This window comes from Lysinibacillus sp. G1-3 (assembly GCF_056322905.1).
Map to the genome: position 1 here is coordinate 71,075 of NZ_JBWHYQ010000006.1, position 23,101 is coordinate 94,175.

Here is a 23,101-nt window from a genome sequence, read left to right on the forward strand (position 1 = left end):
TTTAGTGGGAAGAAAATGGGGGAAGAAGATGTTTCGAGTTGATTTAAACTGTGATTTAGGGGAAAGTTTTGGTCGTTATCGACTTGGAGAGCAAGAAGAAATCTTAAAATATGTAACCTCTGCTAATATTGCTTGTGGATTCCATGCTGGAGATCCAACAGTCATGCGAGAGACAGTTAAGCTAGCCATTGCTAATGGTGTGAAAATCGGGGCACATCCAGGATTACCGGATTTAAATGGCTTTGGACGACGTGAGATGAACATCACACCACAGGAAGCCTATGATATGGTTATTTATCAAGTTGGAGCATTGCAAGGTTTTCTAACGACTTACAATGAAACTATGCAGCATGTTAAGCCACATGGTGCACTTTATAATATGGCTGCTAAAGATCCAGCAATTGCTGAGGCAATCGCACAAGCCATTTATGATATTTCACCTTCACTTGTGTTATTCGGTCTCTCTGGTAGTGAATTAACAAAAGCCGGAGAAAAAGTAGGGCTTCAAACAGCCCATGAAGTGTTTGCAGATCGTACCTATCAGAAGGATGGTTCTTTAACATCTCGTAAACAACCTGATGCATTGATTACCGATAAGGAACAAGCTGTGAATCAAGTCGTGAGAATGGTGAAAGAGGGAATTGTGCTGTCACAACAGCAAATCGATGTCCCATTACAGGCAAATACTATTTGTATTCATGGGGATGGGGAACATGCTGTACAATTTGCAGAATATATTCATTCAAGATTAGCAGAACATCAAGTATCAGTATGTGCAATCAAGGAGGGGTAAGCCAATGGTAGCAAAAAAATCGGAAGTTAGTGAAGCGGGAATCGAGCAAGAGAAAAAAGGTAAATTTGTTAAGAAAACTGCAAGTAAAAGTGTGTTAATAGGAGCTGCCTTTTTAATGGCTACCTCATCTATCGGACCAGGTTTTTTAACACAAACGACAGTATTTACACAGCAATTAGCGGCTAGCTTTGGAATTGTAATTTTAATTTCATTAATTCTAGATATTGTCGCACAGGTAAACGTTTGGCGAATCATTGCTGTTTCCGGTTTACGAGGGCAAGAAATTGCCAATAAGGTGTTACCAGGATTAGGTGTTCTCCTTGCAATTATGATTGTTATAGGTGGTTTAGCATTCAATATTGGGAACGTTGCTGGAGCTGGATTAGGGTTAAATGCAATGCTTGGCGTAGATCCAGCTATGGGTGCCATTGTAAGTGCACTTTTTGCTATTTTTATATTTATCTATAAAGAAGCAGGGAAGGCAATGGACAAGGTTGCGCAAATTGCTGGTGGTGTTATGATTTTACTCATGCTGTTCGTTGCTTTTAAAACTTCACCACCTGTAGGAGAAGCGATTGTGAACACCGTTTGGCCTAAAGAAATTAGCTGGTTTGCGATTGTAACTTTGGTTGGTGGATCAGTTGGTGGTTATATTACTTTTGCTGGTGGTCACCGCCTTTTGGACGCTGGCATCAAAGGACAAGAATCCTTGCCAGAAGTAACAAAAAGCTCTGTGACAGGGATATTGATTACTGGCGTAATGCGTGTTGCTTTATTTTTAGCAGTTCTTGGTGTTGTTTCAAAAGGTTTAGTTATTGATCCTGCCAATCCACCTGCATCTGTTTTCCAACTAGCTGCGGGTAATATTGGATATCGTATGTTTGGTATGATTATGTGGGCTGCAGCGATTACTTCTGTTGTAGGTGCAGCTTATACATCCGTTTCATTTATTCGTTCATTCCACCCTAACATTGAGAAACATCATAATTGGGTGATTATAGCATTTATCGTCATTTCAACAACAACTTTTACCTTGGTTGGAAAGCCTGTTAATGTGTTAATTTTAGTAGGTGCATTAAATGCACTGGTTTTACCATTAGCACTTGGCATTATATTAGTTGCTGCACACAAAAAAGAAATTGTTGGTACATATAAGCATCCACGTTGGTTAACTGTAACTGGAGCAATTGTAGTTGTACTTATGGGATATCTCAGCATTAATACATTAATTGAAGAAATCCCTAAAATTTTTAGTTAATCTAACAACCAACCATCCATCCATGTGCATCTTTTCATGGATGGTTATTTTTTCTTTATTCAGCAGAAGACTCCCACCTCTATAGGTGGTGAGATGAATGCGATTTTTGTACCTTTTCAGTGGGTATCCAAACACCTACTGAATAAAAATAAAAGCCTCCGGCGGATGTCACGGATTTTCAAAGGAATGAATTGTGCTGGCACAATTCAAAATCCGGACGCAATTACGCCAAGGCATAATTGATAAGGAGTGAATTGATGATGACAACGTATAGTGCTTTAGAGCCGAATGAAATCCGTAAACTTATTCGCAATCAAGAAATTTCTGGACCAACTTCTGGCATGTCGATTGGATTTACACAAGCAAACTTAGTGATTTTGAAGAAGGAGCATGCCTTTGACTTTCTACTATTTTGTCAGCGAAACCCAAAGCCATGCCCATTATTAGACGTGACAGAACCTGGATCATTTAACCCTTCAAAAATTGCTGAAAATGCAGATATTCGCAAGGATATTCCGAAATATCGTATTTATCGGGATGGTATTTTAACTGAAGAAGTATTAGATATTACAGATTATTGGGAAGAGGATATGGTAGGTTTTTTAATAGGGTGTAGCTTTACATTTGAAACACCTCTTCTTGAAGCAGGTATTCCAATAAGACATATTCAAGAAAACTGTAATGTGCCAATGTATAAAACAAATATCGCGTGTGAAAAAGCAGGTGTGTTTGAAGGACCAACTGTTGTCAGTATGCGTCCAATGACACCAGAGGATGCGATTCGTGCAATTCAAATTACTTCGCGCTTTCCAAATGTACACGGTGCACCAATTCATATTGGTAGTCCAGAACAAATCGGTATTACGGATATTTCAAAACCAGATTTCGGTGATGCCGTATCCATTAAGCCAGGGGAAATACCCGTATTTTGGGCTTGTGGCGTAACCCCTCAGGCAGTAGCAATGGAAAGTAAACCTTCTATTATCATTACTCATGCACCGGGTCATATGCTAATCACTGATATAAAGGAAACAAGCTTGAGCATACTTTAAAGTATATTCGAGGACATCTATTTATAGTAAGCGTCAAGAGGATGGACAAAACCAATTTCTGAAATCTAAAAAGCTGGTGAAATTTTACGATTAGTAAAGTTTCACTAGCTTGAATTTTTTTCAAAAGCGTCAGGGTGTCGTTCAATTCATGGATCTTGAGGGGAAAGAAATACGGGTCGTGACAAGTTTAATAGAAAACATTGCTTAAGATATTGCCAACATGTATAAATCTCGTTGGTCGATTGAAAGTTTTTTCCGTTGGATTAAATAAAACAATGATGATTTTTGTATTGAAGAATGGGTTTAGTCCATTTTTAGTGTGCTTGAGCACAAGAGATTTGAGAAGGGCTTCAGCCTTAGATAAAAAAGACTTTAGTCGTGGACATTCATGACAAAACCCACCTGCTTTAGCAGGTGGTAAGTTAAAGCACCCTTACCTTAACTGATGTTAAAGTGAGAGTGCTTATTTTTACTTATTATGCATTATATATCAAATGTTTCGACTTGAACGCCATTACTTAAAGCACATTAATCATTGAAAATGCTTGTCATTTTCTCTGCAACCTCTTCGGTAATCGCAAGAAATCGTTTGGAAATTGATGTCATGTAACGATCCTTAAGTGTAATTATATTAAGTTTTGTTTGTAACACTGGATTTGCTAGTGGTCTAAGTACCGGTAAATCAGGAGAATTAAGTAGCTTGAAACAGCTAGGTACAAAACAAATTCCTGCGCCTTTCATTACCATCATAAGTGTTGGTAATGTTTCTGTCCCCCAGTAAACGACATTAGGCGTAAATCCACTTTTTTGGCATGCCTCGATCACATCATCAGCAACACCTGATCCATAAGATGTTGTATTTAAAAGAAATCGTTCGTTTCTCAAGTCTGCAATATCAATAGAATCTTTTTCACATAGATGATGGTTGGGTGGAAGAGCTAAAAGTAAAGGTTCTGTTAGTAGTGTTGAAGTATGGATGTCCTCCGCTCTCACGGAAGTTCGGACAATTCCAATATCTATTTTATGACTTCTTAGTTCCTCTAAAATATATGATGTATTACCTTCGCGAACATGTGTAACTATGTTAGGAGTTTCCTTTTGAATTTTTTTAAAGACATTTGGCAAAATAAATAGATTTGCTGAAGTAGTACAACCCAATTTCACAGTACCTCTAATTCCTTCATGAAACTCGATTAATTTCTTCTCCGTATTCTCAGATAAATCAAGTAATTCTTTTCCTTTTTCATATAAAAATACGCCACTTGGTGTTAACTCAAGAGATCTACCTAAACGATTAAACAAAGTGACATTTAATTCTTGTTCAAATTTTCTAATTAAAATACTTAAGGGAGGTTGAGTCATTTGCAGTGCAGTAGCAGCTTTTGTAATGCTACCTTCCTCTACTACTGTAATAAAACAATGTAAACGATGAAGGTTCATTTTGATAACTCCTCCTTTTAGTATTCATAAAATATATGGAAGTCATATAAATATTATAATTTACATTATAAAAATGTAAAGATATAATATTTTCATAATTAAGAATAGTTAAAAAATGGTTCTGAATTGTATTTCAGTTTGAAGTTAGTTGATAGCAGAGTGTGTCTATCCAATCGCAAATTATTAATTTATAAATGGAGGTTTTATCAATGACAACTAAAATTACTCAACAATCAAAAACTGTAGAGTTAGCTAAACTGGACAAAAAGCACTTACTACATCCAGCTACAAATCCGAAGGCTCTAATTGACAATGGACCACCTATTATCTTTGTTAAAGGTAAAGGCGTTACAGTTACAAGTACAGATGATGTGGAATACATCGACGGGATGTCAATGCTTTGGAACGTGAACTTAGGACATGGGAATCAAGAACTTGCAGATGCTGGTAATAGTCAATTATCTACCCTCGCGTATGCATCATCATTTAAAGGATTCTCAAATGAACCATCCATTCTACTTGCTGAAAAATTAGCTGAGTTAGCACCAGGAGATTTAAATAGTATATTCTACACTTCTGGTGGGTCAGAATCAAATGATACAGCAATTAAATTAGCTCGTTTCTACTGGGAGCTTAAAGGGAAATCAGAAAAAAGAAAGATTATTGCGCTAACGAATGCTTATCACGGTGTAACAATAGGAGCGCAAACAGCTACTGGTCTTGCAGCATACCACAAGTTCGCATCATCAAATATAGATGGAGTTGTTCGTGCAACAGCCCACCTATTAAACAGCGAGTTAGGTGATAAAAGTGACCCGAACTATGCAGATTCTATCCGTGGAACAATTGAAAGAGAAGGTGCGGAGACGATTGCAGGAATTATTATTGAACCTGTGCAAGGAGCGGGCGGAGTTAATATTCCACCAGAAGGTTACTTAGAAGCAGTTCGTAAAATCTGTGACGAGCACAATATCCTTTTCATGGCAGATGAAGTTATTTGTGGATTTGGTCGTACGGGGAAAATGTTTGGTATAAACAACTGGAATGTTGTCCCTGATATGATGTCAATTGCAAAAGGAATTACGAGTGGTTATTCGCAACTTGGCGGTGTCATGATGAATGATGAAATTAGAGAAACAATTGCTAAATTCGATGCTGTTATCCCACATGGTTTCACATATAGTGGCCATCCGACTGCTTGTGCGATTGGACTGAAAAACATTGAAATACTAGAGCGTGATAATATTATTGACCACGTAAACGAAATGGAGAAAGAACTTAAAAAAGGTTTAGATTACTTAGCTGAAAAACATAGTATTGTAACAAATTGCAGAGTAATTGGTCTGTTGGCTGCATTTGAACTTTATGAAGATCCAACAAGTGGAAAATTGTTTGATCCAACTGTTTTCCCAGCAAATGCGGTAGTTGACGCATGTTTTAATCGCCAATTAATAGTAAGAGCGCTTGGGGCGTATAACCAAATTGTGGCAATTGCGCCACCGCTTATTATTAACAAAGAAGAAATTGAAAAAATGATTCAAATTATAGACGATTCGATTACTGCTTTTAAGAATACACGCAACTAAACTATTCCTATAAAGTAAGTTGAGTAGTGGTGGTTATAGTTAAAAAAGGGGAGGTTCTCTAGTGCTTTATATAAATGGTGAATGGCGAGATACAGGAAATAAATTAGATGTAACAAATCCTGCGACAGGAGAAATAATTCGATCGGTTGCTACAGGTGGTAAAACTGAAACTAAAGAAGCAATCGAAAGTGCGAAGAGAGCATTTGAATTCTGGGGTAAGACAACTGGAAATGAGCGCAGCAACTACCTGTTTCAAGTGGTTCAATTGATGAAAGAAAAAACAAAAGAATTAGCTGAAACGATTACGCTTGAAAATGGTAAGCCTTTACCAGATGCTACTCGTGAAGTAGCAGGTGCAATCGGCTATCTAGAATGGTATGCAGAGGAAGCTAAGAGAATTTATGGGGAAACAATTCCTGCATCTGCAGCTGAAAAACACTTAATGGTGATTCGGGAACCTGTTGGGGTATGTGCAGCTATTACACCATGGAATTTCCCGTTATCGATGATTACAAGAAAAATTGCACCTGCACTTGCTGCAGGTTGTACGATTGTTTTAAAACCGGCTGACTTAACTCCTCTTTCGGCGATAAAAGTATTCGAATGCTTTCATGAAGTTGGACTACCGGCTGGAGTTGCAAACCTGGTAATTGGCCCAGCTGAAGAAATTGGGAACGAGATGACGAGTAACCCAGACGTTCGTAAAATCACATTTACTGGCTCGACGCGTGTGGGGAAAAAACTTATCCGTGATTCGTCTGATACAGTGAAGAAAATATCAATGGAGCTTGGTGGACACGCACCGTATATTGTGTTTGAGGATGCTGATATTGACGCAGCAGTTAATGGTATCTTAGTGTCTAAGTTTATTAACGCAGGTCAAACTTGCATCAGCACCAACCGGATTTACGTAGCAGAAACTGTAGCTGATGAATTCTCAGGAAAGTTAGCTGAAAAGGTATCTAAATTAGTTGTAGGAAATGGTTTAGAAGATGGCGTAAATGTCGGTCCAGTAATTAATAAAGCGGCTCTTGAAAAAGTGAAAAGTCAAGTTGAAGACGCTGTGAAACATGATGGTAAAGTAATAGCGGGTGGTAATGTATTTACATTAAATAATGGAAGCGGTTACTTCTTTGAGCCGACAGTTATTCAATATGCAAGCGATAATATGAAGATTACAACAGAAGAAACATTTGGACCAGTTGCACCAATTTATACATTTAAGACGGAAGAAGAGGTAGTTGAAAGAGCAAATCATCCTGAATATGGTCTTGCAGCTTATTGTTATACGCGAGACATTGGTCGAGGCTTACGAATGATGCGTGCTTTAGAGTTCGGGATTGTTGGTATTAATGATCCAGCTCCAGTGGTTATACAAGCTCCGTTTGGTGGTATGAAGGAAAGCGGAATGGGGAAGGAAGGCGGTTGGTACGGACTTGAGGAGTACTTGGAGAAGAAGTTTGTATCGATCTTTATAAAGTAATTAAAAAATTGTTACTAATCTAGGGGCTCTATATCAAAGTGTGTACTTGACAGCACATTCCACTACAGGCGGACGCTTTCCTGGGGGCGAACCTTGAGTCTCCTCGTCGCTAACGCTCCTGCGGGGTCTCAAGTTGTTCGCTAATCCCCAAGGAGTCGCCCCTTTCGTTCCATGTGCTTACATGGCATAAGATTTACATTAAATCAAGTGCATATTGTGGTAGACTTTTCTGCATTCTGCCAAAGATTTACTTTCCTCATACTTAGTTTATAAAGGATGTGATTAAATCTACACAATTAATAAAGTAATGAACTTTAACAGGCGTGTTGATTAGGGGTTTATTGAATAATTTCACCCTTATTCCTCAGCTTCCTAATAAAATTTACCGTATAAATAATTCCAATTTTATAGATTGTAGAGAAGGGCTACTCGACGCTCGCCCGCAGGAAAGCGAGTATCCCGTAGCGGAAATCAACCTTTTCCTTCATTAGAATTAGATAAAATTAGTTAATCAACACACCTGAAACTTTAATTTAATTTCAATAAAATAAGAGGGAGGATTTATTATGTCTCAAGTAAATTTAAAAAATAATGGACAAGAAATAGTTGTCCGCAATATTTTAAAAGAGGATCTTGCTGAAGTCGCCTCACTTTCTATGAAGTGTTTTGGACCTGATATGGCATTAAAATATGAGCATTTTGAAAGTCAGATTGAGTTGTTTCCAGAAGGTCAAATTTGTTTAGAATATAACGGTAAAATTGTAGGAACCGCCTTAAGTCTAATTGTAAATTTTGAAGATTACGGAGATAGTCACTCATATTTTCAAATCTGTGATTTAGGATTTATTCGAAATCATAACCCTAATGGTAGAAATCTATATGGTATTGAAATTGGAGTACACGAAGATTTTAGAGGGTTACAATTGGGACGTCATTTGTACGATGGCCGAAAAAGAATATGTGAGAAACTTAACTTAGAAAATATCTTAGTAGGTGGTCGTATACCTTTTTACTATAAATATGCTGAGCAGATGAGTGCAGATGAGTATGTACTAGAGGTAATGAAAGGGAAAATATATGATCCTGTATTAACATTCCAATTGAAAAACGGATACGTATTAAATAAAGTAATGCCAGGCTATTTACCTGGGGATGTTGAGTCATTAGAATATGCAACGCTTTTGGAATGGAAAAATCCAGTTTACAAGCTTAAATTAGTATGAGTCTTTTGTCCGTTATGTTCGCCTATTTTAATAGGCGAACAGTGGATGGCCATTGTTTATTGCGATTATTTAACTTCTTTAGTTATGTAAGCGCTTTCAATTAATTGTTATAAGAGTTCCATTAGAAGTAAATCTTAGGTAAAGAGAGGAGTTATATATGGTTATCGCTGATAAAGTTATTTCGAGTGAAGCAGTATTTACAGGTTTAGAAAATGAAGCAAAGCCAGCTGCTATTGCGATTAAAGGTAACAAAATCATTGCGGTAGGTTCGATGGAGGAAATAAAACCATTTATAGGTTTAGACACGAAGGAATATCATTATGGCAACCAACTCATTATGCCAGGATTTCATGATGCGCACCTTCATCTCATGTTTGGTAGTCTTTTCTCGCATGCAAGTATCAATTTATCGGATGCTTATTCGGAAGAAGAAGTTGCTAGTTTAGTAAAGCAATTCTCGGAAAACGTTCATGCTGATGAGTGGATTATAGGCTATGGATGGGATCATACAAATTGGGCAGAGAAATGCTTGCCGACACGTTTTTCTTTAGACAAAGTAGTTCCTAATCGCCCGATTATTCTTTTCCACGCAGAAGGTCATTATTTGTGGGTTAATAGTTTAGCACTTGAAAATGCTAAGGTTACAAATGAAACTGAAGACCCTCCTAATGGTACGATCCAAAAAGATGAAAATAATGAAATCACAGGAATTCTTTTTGAAACAGCAATGAATTTGGTTGTGGATATTGCTCTCGCATTTCCGGATAAACGGAAAGAAGAATTGTTTGAAGAGTTCTTAAAAAAATCAGCTCGATTAGGCATTACATCAGTAAATGATTTGTTTGCAAGTAGTTTTGATAAGTTAAATAGTTTCGATATGTATAAGGCATATGATGAAGCTGGAAAACTTACGACTCGAATTCATCTTTACCCTGAGTTAAATGATGATATAGATAGAGCAATAAGCATGCGTGAAAAGTACAATTCCGAAAAATTACAGCTTGCAGGACTTAAGCAGTTTATTGATGGCGTTGTAACTGGACATACCGCATACATGTTAGATCCTTACTTAGACAAACCTATAACACGAGGGAGTACTGCTTTTCCTGTAGAAACGATCAAAAACTGGGTGACAAAAGCCGACAAAGAAGGATTTCAAATTCGCTTCCATACAATTGGTGATGGAGCAGTAAGGCTTGCTCTAGATATATTTGAAGCAGCAAGGATGGATAATGGTGTGAGAGATTCACGACATGCGCTAGAGCATATTGAAGTGATTCATCCGACAGATATTAAGAGATTTAAAGAATTGGGGGTTGTTCCATCTGTACAGCCTTCTCATCTAGCATTGATGCCGAAAGAAAGTCATACATTGCGTGTCGGTAAAGAAAAAGATCCTTATACGTATTTATGTAAAACGTTATATGACGTAGTCGAGTATATTGCTTTTGGTACAGACTATCCAATAACAACATTAGATCCTTTTAAAGAAATTTTCCATGCGATTACGAGATTAGATTTTACTGGTGATTATGAGTGGAATAGTCAAGAGCAGATAACACTCGCAGAAGCGTTGAAAGCGTATACAAAAGGTTCAGCATACAGCACATTCAGAGAAAAAGATTTGGGTACATTAGAAGTTGGAAAATTAGCAGATATTATTGTACTAGATAAAAACCTCTTTGAAGTAGAAAATAAAGAAATTCTGCAAACGAAAGTTTTGTTAACAATTATGGATGGTGAAGTTGTTTATCTTCATTCAGCAGAAAACTCCCACTTCTACAGGTAGTGAGATGAATGCGGTTTTGGTTCCTTTTCAGTGGGTGTCCAAACACCTACTGAAATAGAGGAACTCAGTCTAAGAACGCCACGTCCTGTGGCAACAACTGAGTGACCAACATCATGCTGCTGACGCTACGTTAGCACTACGCTTTCGCGCAAAAAACATTTGTTGGCCCAAAGCATCCGGCGGATGTCACGGATTTTGAAAGGAATGAAAAAAGGATGTTAGCCTAAACCCTTCGCATCCTGCGAAAACGGCTAACTGACCTGCATCGTGCAGGCCTGGGCACAATTCAAAATCCGGACGCAATTACGCCAAGGCGAAATTGATAGTGAATCAGTCTACTAACCTACTATTTTAGTTAATTGATCATTTTACTAAGAAGATTTTTTAATTACTATTCGAGGAGTGAAAAAAAATAAAACATCCAGTTAATTTGTCTAGATCGCTTTCTTTAACGTCTGTTGTTGTTACTGGGATGGCCTTTATGGCTTTAACTACAGTGTTTAGCACATACGGTATAGCCTCTAAAATATCTCATGGTATGGTCGCTGGATCGTATGTAATTGCATTAATTGTGATGATGTTTACGGCTCATAGTTATGGTCAAATGGCAAAAGCGTACCCCATTGCGGGATCTGCCTATACCTACGCGCAAAAAGCGATTAATTCTCATGTTGGTTTCTTAGTGGGATGGGCAATTTTAATGGATTATCTCTTGATCCCAATGGTTAACTTTTTACTATTTGGTATTTTCTTCTCAGCTGCTATACCTGAAGTTCCACAGTATGTTTGGATATTTACATTAATAGTTCTTGTGACGTTTGTAAATGTTAGAGGTGTAAAGTTAAGCGCAAATATCAACATGATTGTAATAGGCTTATCAGCATTATTTATAATTGTCTTTTGCATCTTATCAGTTAAATCAATAGTAACTGGAACCGGGACTGGCATTTTATTTAATCTTGATCCCTTTATTAATACTGAGGAGTCATTTAAGTATATAGTTGCTGGTGCTGCACTATTATGTTTCTCTTTCCTCGGTTTTGATGCAGTTTCTACTTTTTCAGAAGAAGTAAAAAATCCGGAGAAAAACATACCGCGTGCAATATCTTTAGTAACTATAATTGGGGGATTATGTTTTGTAGTCGTATCTTATTTTGCACATAATGTTTGGCCAGATTATACGAGTTTTAAAGATGCTGATTCTGCTTCCTATGAAATTGTTTTCCTAGTAGGCGGGAATGCCTTACAAGCAGCATTCCTAGCAAAAACTGCAGTGGTTGTATTTGGTTCCGCGTCCGCATCTCAAGCAAGTGCTGCACGTGTATTATACGCAATGGGAAGAGATGGACAATTACCTAAAAATTTTTTTGGAAAACTAAATAAAAGAACGAGAACCCCGGCTAACAACATTTTATTAATTGGTTTTTTATCATTATCTGCATTGTTTTTAAGTCTAACCTTTGTCGCGTCTTTCATTAACTTTGGCGCCTTACTTGCATTTACTGCTGTGAATCTATCCGTTATTTTTTTATATTACGGTAAGCGAAAAGAACGCTCCTTAAAGGGGATTATCTTCTATCTGATTTTTCCATTAATCGGAGCAGTACTTACAACTTCTTTGCTTTTCAACCTAGATGTTTACTCGATTGCTCTTGGTAGTGTTTGGTTAGGAATTGGTGTTATTTATTTATTATTTATGACAAAAGGTCTTAAGTATAAACCACCAGTGCTCAAAACAGATGAGATTGATTCGTCGCAGTTTAATGAAGCAGCTAAAAATATGTAAGGGGATGGATGAATGACAGATAACACTACGCTCAAAAGGTCATTAGGTGTTTGGTCAATTGTTGCACTGGGATTAGGATATATGACGCCTACAGTGGTCTTTGATACGTTTGGAATTGTATCAAAATTAACAAATGGTGTAGTACCAATGGCGTATTTTGTCGCCTTGTTAGTAATGGTATTGACAGCGATTAGTTATGGAAAGATGGTACAGGTATTCCCGGCTGCTGGTTCAGCATATACATACACCCGGGAAACAATGGGGTCTCACCTAGGATTCCTCGTAGGATGGGCATCGTTATTAGATTATTTATTATTACCTTTAGTTAATGCATTAATTATTCGAATATATATGGAATCTCTGTTTCCAAATGTACCTGTTTGGATTTGGGTTTTTGCTTATGTCATTGTAGTTACTGCAATTAATGCTTATAGTATGGAATCAACATCCAGCTTAAACTTTATACTCGTTGTTTTCACGATTTGTTTAATAGGTATATTCATAATACTTGCTTCTGTACAACTTTATCAAGGTATGGGAAATGGTACTTTATTCACGATTCATCCACTATCACATGAAAATGTGAAATTAATAGCCGTTTTAACTGGGGCAACAGTAGTAGCTTTCTCGTTTATCGGTTTCGACGCAATAACAATGTATACGGAAGAAGCAAAGGATACATCAACAGTTCCTAGTGCAATCCTTCTAACTGTTTTAATCGGTGGGGGTATTTTCTTTATTGCTTCTTATTTTACACAAGCATTATTCCCTGATGTTTCTGTGTTTGAAAATGTAGATGATACATTGCCGGAAATTGGTCTATATGTAGGAGGGAAGTTATTCCAACTGCTTTTCATTGCAGGAGCTTTCGCTGCTACTGTAGCTTCAGGACTTGCATCTCATGCAAGTGCTTCTCGTTTGCTGTTTGTTATGGGCAGAAATGGTGTACTACCTAAAAAAACTTTCGGATACTTACACCCTAAATTTAGAACGCCTGTTTTTACGATTGTTTTGACGGGAATTGTATCATTATTTGCAATAGGACCAAATTTAGAATTAATTGCTTCAGTCATTAACTTTGGGGCATTAATTGCATTCACATTCGTTAACCTATCTGTTATTGTTCATTTCTATATTCGTCAGAAAAGGAGATCAGGCAGTGAAACCTTTAAGTACTTAATTATGCCAACTTTCGGAGCATTAGCTACCGGAGTTCTTTGGTATCATTTACACGTTGATGCATTTATAGGTGGAATCGTTTGGCTTATAATCGGAATCATTTACATGCTGTTTATAACAAGATTCTTTAAAAAAGAACTTGGAAGCATGGACTCTATTGATGACTTGGAGTCATTAGATAAAGAGATTTTTAATGAAGATAAGATTAAAGTCTTGAATTAACTATTTAGAGGATGAGAATCTCTTAGATAATCTTCCTCTTTTTAATGACACAAGAAGTAAATAAAGGAGTGATTGCTTTGAAAGAAAAAATTCGACTGTATATAGAAGAAAATAAAGAAGAATTATTTAAAACAATTCAAGATGTCGTACGTATAAAAAGCGTTGTTGGTAATGAACAAGAGATGCAATTATACATGAAAAAAAAATATGAAGAACTTAACTTGATTTTGCATGAGATTGAACCAAAATATGAGAAGGTTTCAGCTCATGAAGCGTTTATTGATTCAGGTATTCCGTTTGAAGACCGAAAAAATATTATCGGAATACATAAAGGTGTCTCCGATGGTAAGTCATTAACGATTCATGGGCATGTAGATGTTGTTTCTCCAGAACCATATTCAAACTGGACGATGGACCCATGGAGTGGAGATATTATTGGAAATAAGTTATACGGTCGAGGCTCTGCCGACATGAAAGCAGGACTTATTTCAAATTGGTTCGCATTGAAAACATTAATTGATTTGGGTTATCCAATTGCTGGAGATGTTCAGCTACATTCAGTAATAGAAGAAGAAGCTGGTGGTGGAGGCGGAGCTTTAGCATGTTTGGAAGAAGGCTTCGTAACAGATGGGTACATTTCGACAGAGCCACATAATTTGAATATGACAATAAGTCATGGGGGGATTATGTATTTCCGAGTGTACGTAAAGGGAAGAACAGCGCATGCTGGTTTAGCGCATGAAGGTATAAATGCTATTTCAAAAATGATGAAAATCCTTAGTGCGCTGGAAGAATTAAGTGAATGGCGTGCGAAAAATGTTAAGTTTGATTTATTTGAAAAGGGGTCTGGACAGTCCGTTCACTTAAACTTAGGTGTACTAAAGGCTGGTGACTGGGTATCGACGGTTCCAGGAGAAGCGATCCTCGAAGGAAGAATTAGTTTTATCCCAGGGGAAACTCGCGAAGAAATTAAGCAACTAGTACAAGACACGATTATGAAATCTGTCTTAGGAGATGAGTGGATGGATAAAAATCCACCTGTAATAGAATGGTTTGGATGGTCAACGGAGCCATGGTACCAAGATCCTGAGAACCCTTTTGTAAAATTATTCATCGAAAATGCAGAAGATGTTATGGGACATAAAATAATAATGGTTGGAAGAGCTGGAGGAAATGATGCACGATTTACTCAGTATTATGGAAATCAAGGATTGTGCTTTGGGCCAATTGGAGAAAATATGCATGGACCAGATGAATGTGTTCATTTAGATAGCGTAGTAGAAGTAACTAATGTTTTGGCAAATTATATTATTAAGTGGAGCGAGAGTTAATCATCGTTAACTTTTGGGAATACCCTTTCAAACTAATATTGTGTTTCTCATAATGCTTCTAGCTTGGGTAACTGAATGATTAGGAATGTTATGGAAAATGGGAGTAAGCCTGATGCAATTGGTATTAGATTTAAAATTAAAAATGACTCAAGAAATGCAACAATCTTTGCAACTTCTATAAATGTCGTCTTTTGAATCGCATGACTATTTATCTTTATTCAGCAGAAAACTCCCACCTCTATAGGTGGAGAATGAATGCGATTTTGGTACCTTTTCAGTGGGTGTCCAAACACCTACTGAAATAGAGGAACTCAGTCTAAGAACGCCACGTCCTGTGGCAACGACTGAGTGACCAACATCGTGTTGGCCTAAAGCCTGCGGCGGAAGTCACGGATTTTCAAAGGTATGAATTGTGCTGGAACAATTCAAAATCCGGACGCAATTACTCCAAGCGTAATTGATCGTACAAGGCGATCGAAAACCATTTAATAAATATTAAGAAGAGGCACTTATGAATAATCAGCCTAGCACTGCTAGTACAACCAAACGAATAAGTGAGGATTTTTTGTACACTAAAAAATCTTTTAATCAGGAAATTCTTAGTGTGGAAAACTATTTGATAAAACAAATCTCTCTTAACAATTAAACTGATGAAACAATTCCTATGATCGAAATTAATTGAATATTAAAATAATTAATTTCCAAGATGTAAGTAAATCACATTTTAGTAGTTGGCAAGCTTATTGTTTATTAATTGTGAGTGTATTGTTTAAAAACATGTAAAAGAGAGGATGTATTTTTATGAAAAGAGATTATTCTGTTGAAGAACTTAAAGTGTTAGACCAAAAGCATTTTCTACACCCTACTTCACCAGTAAAGACTGAAAATGGACCGGCATTTATTTTTACAGAAGGAAAAGGTGTTTATCTGTATGATATTACAGGTAAAAAAGTTATTGATGGTATGTCTTCACTTTGGAATGTGAATATCGGACATGGTAGAACAGAACTTGGTGAAGTAGCGAAGGTACAAATGGATAAATTAGCCTTCAGTTCTTGTTTTGCAACGTTTAGTAATGAGCCTGCTATTCTATTAGCAAAAAAGTTAGCAGAATTAGCACCTGGTGATTTAAATACTACATTTTTTACGTCCGGTGGTTCCGAATCCAATGATAGCGCCTATAAATTAGCTCGTCATTATTGGATATTAAAAGGGGAAATTTCTCGAAAAAAAATTATCTCAAGATCGAAATCTTATCACGGGGTGGCAATCGGTGCTACAAGTGCGACGGGTTTAAAAGGATTTCGTGATTTTACAAATTCAAATGCACCGGATTTTCTATTCGTAGATCATTTCTCCATACGGGCTTTACGTGATTTGATTGAAACTGAAGGTCCAGAAACAATAGCTGCTTTCATCACCGAGCCAGTACAAGGTGCAGGGGGGGTGCATGTTGCACCGGATAATTATTTCAAAGAAATTCGTGAAATTTGCAATGAGTACGGTATTTTGATGATAACAGATGAAGTTATCACAGGATTTGGTAGGACGGGTAAGTTCTTTGCAATGGAACATTTTAATGTGGTACCGGATATGATGTGCTTTGCAAAAGGTGTTACTAGTGGATATGCACAATTAGGTGGTGTAATGATCTCAGAGAAAATACGCCAAGAATTTTCTGAGTTATCAGAAGGAACTATATTGCATGGATACACTTATAGTGGTCATCCAATGGCCTGTGCAGTTGGGTTGAAAAACATTGAAATTATAGAGAAAGATAATTTAGTAGCAAATTCAGAAATTCGTGGTCAAGAGCTATTAGCAGGGTTAAAAGTATTACAAGCGAAGTACCCATTTATTGTAGATGCAAGAGGTTTAGGTTTAATGGCAGGTATAGAAATCTCTTATGATGGAAGACTCCTCGCTCCGCAAATAGTGACAGAGGCAGCAAAGTTGGGATTAATATGTCGCTCTGTTGTACTAGAAGCTCAAGATATTGTTGTATTTTCACCACCATTATCAATAAGCCAAAAGGAGTTAAGAGATTTATTAGATATTCTAGAACAAGCGATTCAAGAAGTAGAGAATCAGGTATTGGCAAATAAGTTGTAATACGAAAGGTGAGGTAATTATAATGAGGAAAAATTTATTTATCAATGGGGATTGGGTGGAAGCAGCAGAGTATACACAATTATGCTCTCCATATAGTAGCGAGGTCATTGCAGAAATACCGAAGGCAAATGTCGAGGAAGTAGAAGCGGCTTTAGTAGCTGCCGATGCTGCACGTAAAACGATGGCGAATATGCCTTTGTATAAGCGTGCGATTATTCTTGAAAAATTAGCTTCTTTATTAGAAGCACGTGCTGAAGAAGCAGCAGAGCTAATAGCACTAGAAGCTGCCAAGCCTATTACAACCGCCAAAGCTGAAGTTCAGCGTACAATTCAAACGTATAAATTTGCTGCTGAAGAAGCAAAGCGAATACACGGAGAAACAATTCCTGTGGATGCTGCCCCCGGTGGAGACGGGCGCATTGCCTATACGGTTCGTGAACCATTAGGCATCGTGGCAGCTATTACACCTTTTAATTTCCCAATGAATCTAGTAGCTCATAAAGTAGGGCCAGCAATAGCATCAGGAAACACGGTTGTATTAAAACCTGCAAGTCAAACACCATTAACTTCCTATTTTATTGGTGAATTATTAGTAGAAGCAGGATTACCGAAGGGTGCGTTAAACATCGTTACTGGTGCAGGTTCTTTAATTGGTAACAAATTAGTCACGGATAATCGCGTGAAAAAGATTTCTTTTACAGGTAGCCCCGCTGTAGGTATTGGCATACGCAATCAAGCAGGTCTTAAGAAAGTAACGCTTGAATTGGGTTCTAATGCGGCTGTTATTATCGATGAAAATGTAAATATTGATAAATTAATTTCACGTGTCGTTTCCGGTGCATTTACATTCCAAGGGCAGGTATGTATTTCAGTTCAACGAATTTATGTTCACGAAAAAATGTATGATTTGTTTGTAGATAAATTTGTAACAGCTACAAAAGAGTTGAAACTTGGTGATCCCTTAGATCCTACAACGGATGTTTCAGCCTTAATTAGTCCACAAGATGTAAAACGAACATTAAGTTGGATTGCAGAAGCAAAGGAGCAAGGGGCAATTATTGCAACTGGTGGAGAATCTGAAGGAAATATCTTAAAACCTACAGTACTATTAAATGTAAAACCGGAGCAGAAGGTTTCCTGTCAGGAGGTATTCGCACCAATCGTATCTATTATGAAGTTTACATCTATTCAAGAGGCATTTGATCAAGTAAATGACTCCAAATATGGTTTGCAAGCTGGTATTTATACAGATAATATCCATGTTGCTTTACAGGCAACGCAAAAACTCCATGTAGGTGGTGTCATTATAAATGATATTCCTACATTCCGTTTAGATCATCTACCATATGGTGGCGTAAAGGAAAGTGGTATGGGAAGAGAAGGACTGAAGTATGCAATTGAGGAAATGACAGAAATGAAACTTGTAGTTATAAACCAAAACAAATAAAAAATAGGTAGGAGGAAAAATATAATGATAATTGGTGTACCTAAAGAAATAAAAAATAATGAAAATCGAGTAGGAATTACTCCAGCAGGTGTTGTAGCTTACAAAAAAGGTGGTCATGAAGTAATAATTGAATCGAGTGCAGGGCTAGGTAGTGGATTTACAGACCAAGATTATTTAGATGTAGGCGCTCAAATTACTAAATCGACTAAGGAAGCTTGGGATGTTGATATGGTGATTAAAGTGAAGGAGCCAATTCGGGAGGAGTACAAATATTTTAAAGAGAATCTAATTCTCTACACATACCTACATTTAGCTCCTGAGCCAGAATTAACGAAAGCTTTGCTTGAAAGTAAAGTTACTGGAATTGCTTATGAAACAATTCAATTAGATTCAGGTGCCTTACCGTTGTTAACACCAATGAGTGAAGTTGCAGGCCGAATGTCTGTACAAATTGGTGCACATTTTTTAGAAAATTCAAAAGGAGGAAAAGGAGTTCTCTTAGGTGGTATTCCTGGTGTTGCACCTGGAAATGTAGTGATTGTAGGTGCTGGAGTTGTCGGGACGAATGCTGCGAAAATGGCAGTAGGATTAGGTGCAAACGTAACAATTTTAGACGTTAATATTACACGCTTAAGTCAAATAGATGATATGTTCCAAGGACGTGTTCGTACACTTGCATCAAATACCTACAATATCGCTGAAACAGTGAAAACAGCAGATTTGTTAATTGGTGCTGTGCTAATTCCAGGTTCACGTGCACCACAATTAGTTTCAAAAGAAATGATTCAAACAATGCAAAAGGGGTCTGTTGTAGTGGATGTAGCGGTAGATCAAGGGGGTTCTATTGAAACAATTGATCGAATTACTACTCATAGTAATCCTACTTATGAAGTATACGGTGTTGTGCATTACGCAGTTGCGAATATGCCAGGTGCTTGCGCGCGTACCTCAACAATGGGCTTGTCAAATGTAACTGTTCCATACGGTTTGCAAATAGCTAATAAAGGCTATCGCCAAGCTGCTTTAGATAATCCTATTTTAGCGAAGGGGATAAACGTAGTAAATGGAAAAATAGTATATAAAGCGGTAGCTGATGCACATGGATTACCTTATACGGATCTACAAGTAGAATTAGCAGCAGATTCAACTTCGGCGTTAGCAGTTAAATAGAATAAGAGAAATAATGTTTTTTGAAATGAAAAGAAGGTGAAAATTGGTGGGGAATGTAATCTACCAAGCTTTCACTTTCTTTTCTATTTGATGTGGAGGTGCTTTTTTCTTTGGCAAAGAAGGGGAAATTTGAAATACAACTTTAATATTCCGTTTTAATATTGATACAACCTTATCAAACTTCGCACGGAAACCCTCTACCATGGATTCTTTTCCATATATTGATCTGGCTATACCAATCCACCATGTACATCAGATCAAGCACATTTATGAAAACCCTTAATCCTTACAGTGAGCACCTTGTCTTTTTATATCTATTCTTACATTAAGGATTCCTTGATGATGATACTTCGATAGAATAGTAGAGGAAGGTTCTTTAAATAGGAGTTTTTTCACGCGCATTGAAACATTGGTTATAAAATAGAAAACGAAGATTGATTTTATTAGTGGATGGCTAAAATAACAATAAAGTGGATGGTATATTACAATTGAAATAATATTAATATATAATTTTTTACCAGGAATAACACTGCTAAAAGAAGAAAGCGTAAGTTTGAAGGAAATAATGAGGTGAGTATAGTTGGATTGGAAACCTGATAGAAAAGCGAAAAAAGCTATCTATAAACAACTCGCAGAATATATTGAAAAGGGAATTGCAAATGGTACATTTCCACCTGATAAACCATTGCCATCAGAGAGATATTTAGCAAGTGCTCTACATTTAAACAGAAGTACTGTCGTTCATGCATATGACGAATTAGAATCGATGGGGCTAATTGAAAGGACTAGAGGAAGCGGTACTACCATTAGTAAAGATATATGGGGTATAACAAAAAAGCGGATTCCTAGTTGGAATAGGTATATTGAGGCGGGTTCTTTTTTACCGAGTCAACCTGTCACGAAAAAAATACGAAAAGAGGCTGTTGAACATAAATTAATAAATTTAGCTTCCGGTGAATTGTCAGAAGAACTATTCCCAAAAAGGTTTTTAAGCGAGATAACGTCAACACGTTCTTTTATTGGAAGCTTAGGGTACGATCATCCACAGGGGAATGGAATCCTTAGAACTACCATTGCAAAACACGTGAAAAAAAGTCGGGGAATCGACACTAATCCTTCTTCAATACTTATAACATCAGGAGCGCAACAAGCATTACATTTAATTGTACAATGTTTGTTAAAGCCTGGAGATGCAATAGCAATAGAAGATCCTTCTTATAATTATAATCTTCCAATTTTCAAATCGGTAGGTATACAAATACATTATCTACCTGTCGATAAAGATGGAATAAACCCAGAAGATTTAAAGTCATTATATAAAAAGCACCGAATAAAAATGGTTTTTTTAAATCCATGTTTTCAAAATCCAACGGGCTCTTTATTGAATAAAAAGAAAAAAGAAGTGATTTTAGACATATCCTCAAAGCTTGGAATTCCAGTAGTAGAAGATGATCCTTATAGTTTAACAGCATTTTCAGGAGATAAAATCTCTACCCTTAAATCAATGGATAGAAATGGCAACGTATTATACATTAGTTCTTTGTCCAAAATTGTTGCCTCAGGATTAAGAATAGGGTGGATTATTGGTCCAACATCGGTGATTGAAAGATTATCCGATGCGAAACAACAAATCGACTTCGGTCATTCTAGCTATACACAATGGGTGGCGAATGATTTTTTAGAATCTGAAAATTTTCATATTCATATAAAAAGTTTAATGAAGGAATTAGAAAAAAGAAGAGATAAAATTATAAAAAGCCTTGATACGTATTTAAAAGATCAGGTGGAATATTCTATTCCTCAAGGCGGTATTCATATATGGTGTAAAATACTTAAAGATTATAATGAAACCCAATTGCTTGAAGAATCCATTAAAAGAGGCGTCATTTATGTTCCTGGTTCTACACTGGGATCCAAAGATGGTTTTGTTCGTTTTACTTTCGCAAAGGAAGATGAAGACTCAATCGACGAAGGAATCAAAAGGTTTGCAGAAGCCCTTAATAGTATATAGACAATTGGATGACTAAAAATGTGTTAGATAGGATGGCTAAAATATTTACAGGTGTATTTATTTGGAAAAAATAGGTTTTTTGAGCGATGAAAGGATTTTTTGTTACCAATTTGCTAATATATTTTCATTTTAACTGATTGAGCGTAGGGCTACTCGACGCTCGCCCGCAGGAAGCCTTTGCTCTGCGCGAAAGCGAAGCGTCAGCGACAAAGCGAGTAGCCCGTAGCGGAAATCAGCCTCTTCGAGTGTATAAAAATGGCCAATCAACACACCAGATATTTTATCCCTAGGGTAAATGGATGGTCAAAAAAGCATCAAATTGGATGGTTATAAAAAATATAAATCCCTTATCATGGAGAGGAAGATGTTAAAACATCGATATAGTTTAATTACTAATTATTCTTTATGAAACAATGGGCAATGAAGATAATAATATAGTAATTGCTACTAAAATGCTTAAATTATTGAAAGAGTTGATATGATATGACAACAGGTATGATTATTACGCTAGTGATTGGATCTATTCTTAAATTGATAATGAGCCCTCCCAGTATAGCTGTAGGATGGGGGGTAAGTAAATTTGAACTTCATAAAAAACTTGATTCAAAAGATGTGACGGTAACATTCAATGGAAAGAATTTAAATGAGGAAGAAAAAAATAGATTTACAGACTATTTTAATAAAGCTTCCTTTTTGAAAAAACATTATATATTTCCAGGTAATGAAAAATTATTTTTACAGCCAGAGACTAATGTTACTCCAATTATCATGAACGTAAAAAGAGGCAAAAAAGATGTTAATTTCTTTGTTTTTAGTTATGACAATCACGTTGATGTAGTCAAGAAGTACAAGGAGAAGGTTGTTTCATATAGTATTAGTTCTGAACATCTACAAAATTTCGCAGCTTTAACTACAAATGCAAACCATTGAATAAATTAGGGATTCGGTCACTGACCTAGAATCCCTTTTTAATACCCTGAAAAATTACGTGAATATAGTAGCGAAATTATCTTCCAATTCAATTGAATGGAGGATTGTGATTTTATTATGACCAAAAAGTTGGGATTATTGCTACTCATCCTAGCACTCAATACTTGATGAACGACTTCCTTTAATAGAAATAGGAGTAATCTACCATAAGAGGAATAATTCTTGCTTCACTATTTTATTCCATAATAGCTGGTATAATAATGGTAGAATCATACATTCATAAAGGAGA

General features: G+C 36.6%; 17 protein-coding genes. 16 read left to right on the top strand and 1 reads right to left on the bottom strand.

Annotation, left to right across the window (positions count from 1 at the left end; all coding sequences use genetic code 11):
* Positions 1 to 28: 28 nt before the first annotated feature.
* The 4 genes from ACVYAD_RS07595 to ACVYAD_RS07610 all read left to right on the top strand — a co-directional run bounded on the left by ACVYAD_RS07595 (position 29) and on the right by ACVYAD_RS07610 (position 3,374).
* Positions 29 to 793 carry a LamB/YcsF family protein gene (locus ACVYAD_RS07595; protein WP_349660514.1) on the top strand — a complete coding sequence of 255 codons (765 nt, stop codon included), beginning with the start codon at positions 29 to 31 and terminating at the stop codon, positions 791 to 793.
* A gap of 40 nt (positions 794 to 833) precedes the next feature.
* On the top strand, positions 834 to 2,051 hold the full coding sequence (locus tag ACVYAD_RS07600) for an NRAMP family divalent metal transporter (RefSeq protein ID WP_476425805.1): 1,218 nt from the start codon (positions 834 to 836) through the stop codon (positions 2,049 to 2,051).
* 260 nt (positions 2,052 to 2,311) lie between these two features.
* On the top strand, positions 2,312 to 3,103 hold the full coding sequence (locus ACVYAD_RS07605; protein ID WP_476425807.1) for a putative hydro-lyase: 792 nt from the start codon (positions 2,312 to 2,314) through the stop codon (positions 3,101 to 3,103).
* A gap of 211 nt (positions 3,104 to 3,314) precedes the next feature.
* On the top strand, positions 3,315 to 3,374 hold the full coding sequence (locus ACVYAD_RS07610) for a hypothetical protein (protein WP_476425808.1): 60 nt from the start codon (positions 3,315 to 3,317) through the stop codon (positions 3,372 to 3,374).
* A gap of 257 nt (positions 3,375 to 3,631) precedes the next feature.
* On the opposite strand, the gene ACVYAD_RS07615 is transcribed toward ACVYAD_RS07610, so the two are convergent.
* A complete protein-coding gene (locus ACVYAD_RS07615) occupies positions 3,632 to 4,543 on the bottom strand; it encodes a LysR family transcriptional regulator (RefSeq protein ID WP_349660512.1) in 912 nt (303 codons plus the stop codon).
* A gap of 209 nt (positions 4,544 to 4,752) precedes the next feature.
* Here ACVYAD_RS07615 and ACVYAD_RS07620 point away from each other — a divergent pair, with 209 nt between their 5' ends.
* The 12 genes from ACVYAD_RS07620 (at position 4,753) to ACVYAD_RS07675 (ending at position 22,812) form a co-directional block, all read left to right on the top strand.
* Positions 4,753 to 6,129 carry an aminotransferase family protein gene (locus tag ACVYAD_RS07620; RefSeq protein ID WP_476425593.1) on the top strand — a complete coding sequence of 459 codons (1,377 nt, stop codon included), beginning with the start codon at positions 4,753 to 4,755 and terminating at the stop codon, positions 6,127 to 6,129.
* Positions 6,130 to 6,190: 61 nt separating this feature from the next.
* The gene (locus tag ACVYAD_RS07625; protein WP_476425594.1) at positions 6,191 to 7,612 is read left to right on the top strand and encodes an NAD-dependent succinate-semialdehyde dehydrogenase; all 1,422 of its coding nucleotides are present in this window, start codon (positions 6,191 to 6,193) and stop codon (positions 7,610 to 7,612) included.
* Between the two features lie 566 nt (positions 7,613 to 8,178).
* Positions 8,179 to 8,835, top strand: a complete 657-nt coding sequence (locus tag ACVYAD_RS07630) for a GNAT family N-acetyltransferase (protein WP_349660509.1) — start codon at positions 8,179 to 8,181, stop codon at positions 8,833 to 8,835.
* A 157-nt stretch (positions 8,836 to 8,992) separates the two neighbouring features.
* Positions 8,993 to 10,624: an amidohydrolase gene (locus tag ACVYAD_RS07635; RefSeq protein WP_476425596.1), complete on the top strand. Its 1,632-nt coding sequence runs from the start codon at positions 8,993 to 8,995 to the stop codon at positions 10,622 to 10,624.
* Between the two features lie 481 nt (positions 10,625 to 11,105).
* Positions 11,106 to 12,410, top strand: a complete 1,305-nt coding sequence (locus ACVYAD_RS07640) for an APC family permease (protein WP_476425598.1) — start codon at positions 11,106 to 11,108, stop codon at positions 12,408 to 12,410.
* 12 nt (positions 12,411 to 12,422) lie between these two features.
* On the top strand, positions 12,423 to 13,811 hold the full coding sequence (locus ACVYAD_RS07645) for an APC family permease (protein WP_476425600.1): 1,389 nt from the start codon (positions 12,423 to 12,425) through the stop codon (positions 13,809 to 13,811).
* A 77-nt stretch (positions 13,812 to 13,888) separates the two neighbouring features.
* Entirely contained in the window at positions 13,889 to 15,142 is a 1,254-nt protein-coding gene (locus ACVYAD_RS07650; protein ID WP_476425601.1) for an ArgE/DapE family deacylase, read from the top strand.
* 801 nt (positions 15,143 to 15,943) lie between these two features.
* Entirely contained in the window at positions 15,944 to 17,254 is a 1,311-nt protein-coding gene (locus ACVYAD_RS07655; protein ID WP_476425603.1) for an aminotransferase family protein, read from the top strand.
* A 22-nt stretch (positions 17,255 to 17,276) separates the two neighbouring features.
* Positions 17,277 to 18,701, top strand: a complete 1,425-nt coding sequence (locus ACVYAD_RS07660) for an aldehyde dehydrogenase family protein (protein ID WP_476425605.1) — start codon at positions 17,277 to 17,279, stop codon at positions 18,699 to 18,701.
* A 24-nt stretch (positions 18,702 to 18,725) separates the two neighbouring features.
* Complete coding sequence (gene ald / locus ACVYAD_RS07665; RefSeq protein ID WP_349660503.1) at positions 18,726 to 19,871, top strand: alanine dehydrogenase; 1,146 nt, start codon at positions 18,726 to 18,728, stop codon at positions 19,869 to 19,871.
* A 580-nt stretch (positions 19,872 to 20,451) separates the two neighbouring features.
* Positions 20,452 to 21,882, top strand: coding sequence for a MocR-like pyridoxine biosynthesis transcription factor PdxR (gene pdxR / locus ACVYAD_RS07670; protein ID WP_476425607.1), 1,431 nt, complete (start codon positions 20,452 to 20,454; stop codon positions 21,880 to 21,882).
* A gap of 483 nt (positions 21,883 to 22,365) precedes the next feature.
* Positions 22,366 to 22,812 (top strand): YfmQ family protein, encoded by a 447-nt coding sequence (locus tag ACVYAD_RS07675; RefSeq protein WP_349660501.1) that lies wholly within the window; start codon positions 22,366 to 22,368, stop codon positions 22,810 to 22,812.
* Positions 22,813 to 23,101: the final 289 nt, after the last annotated feature.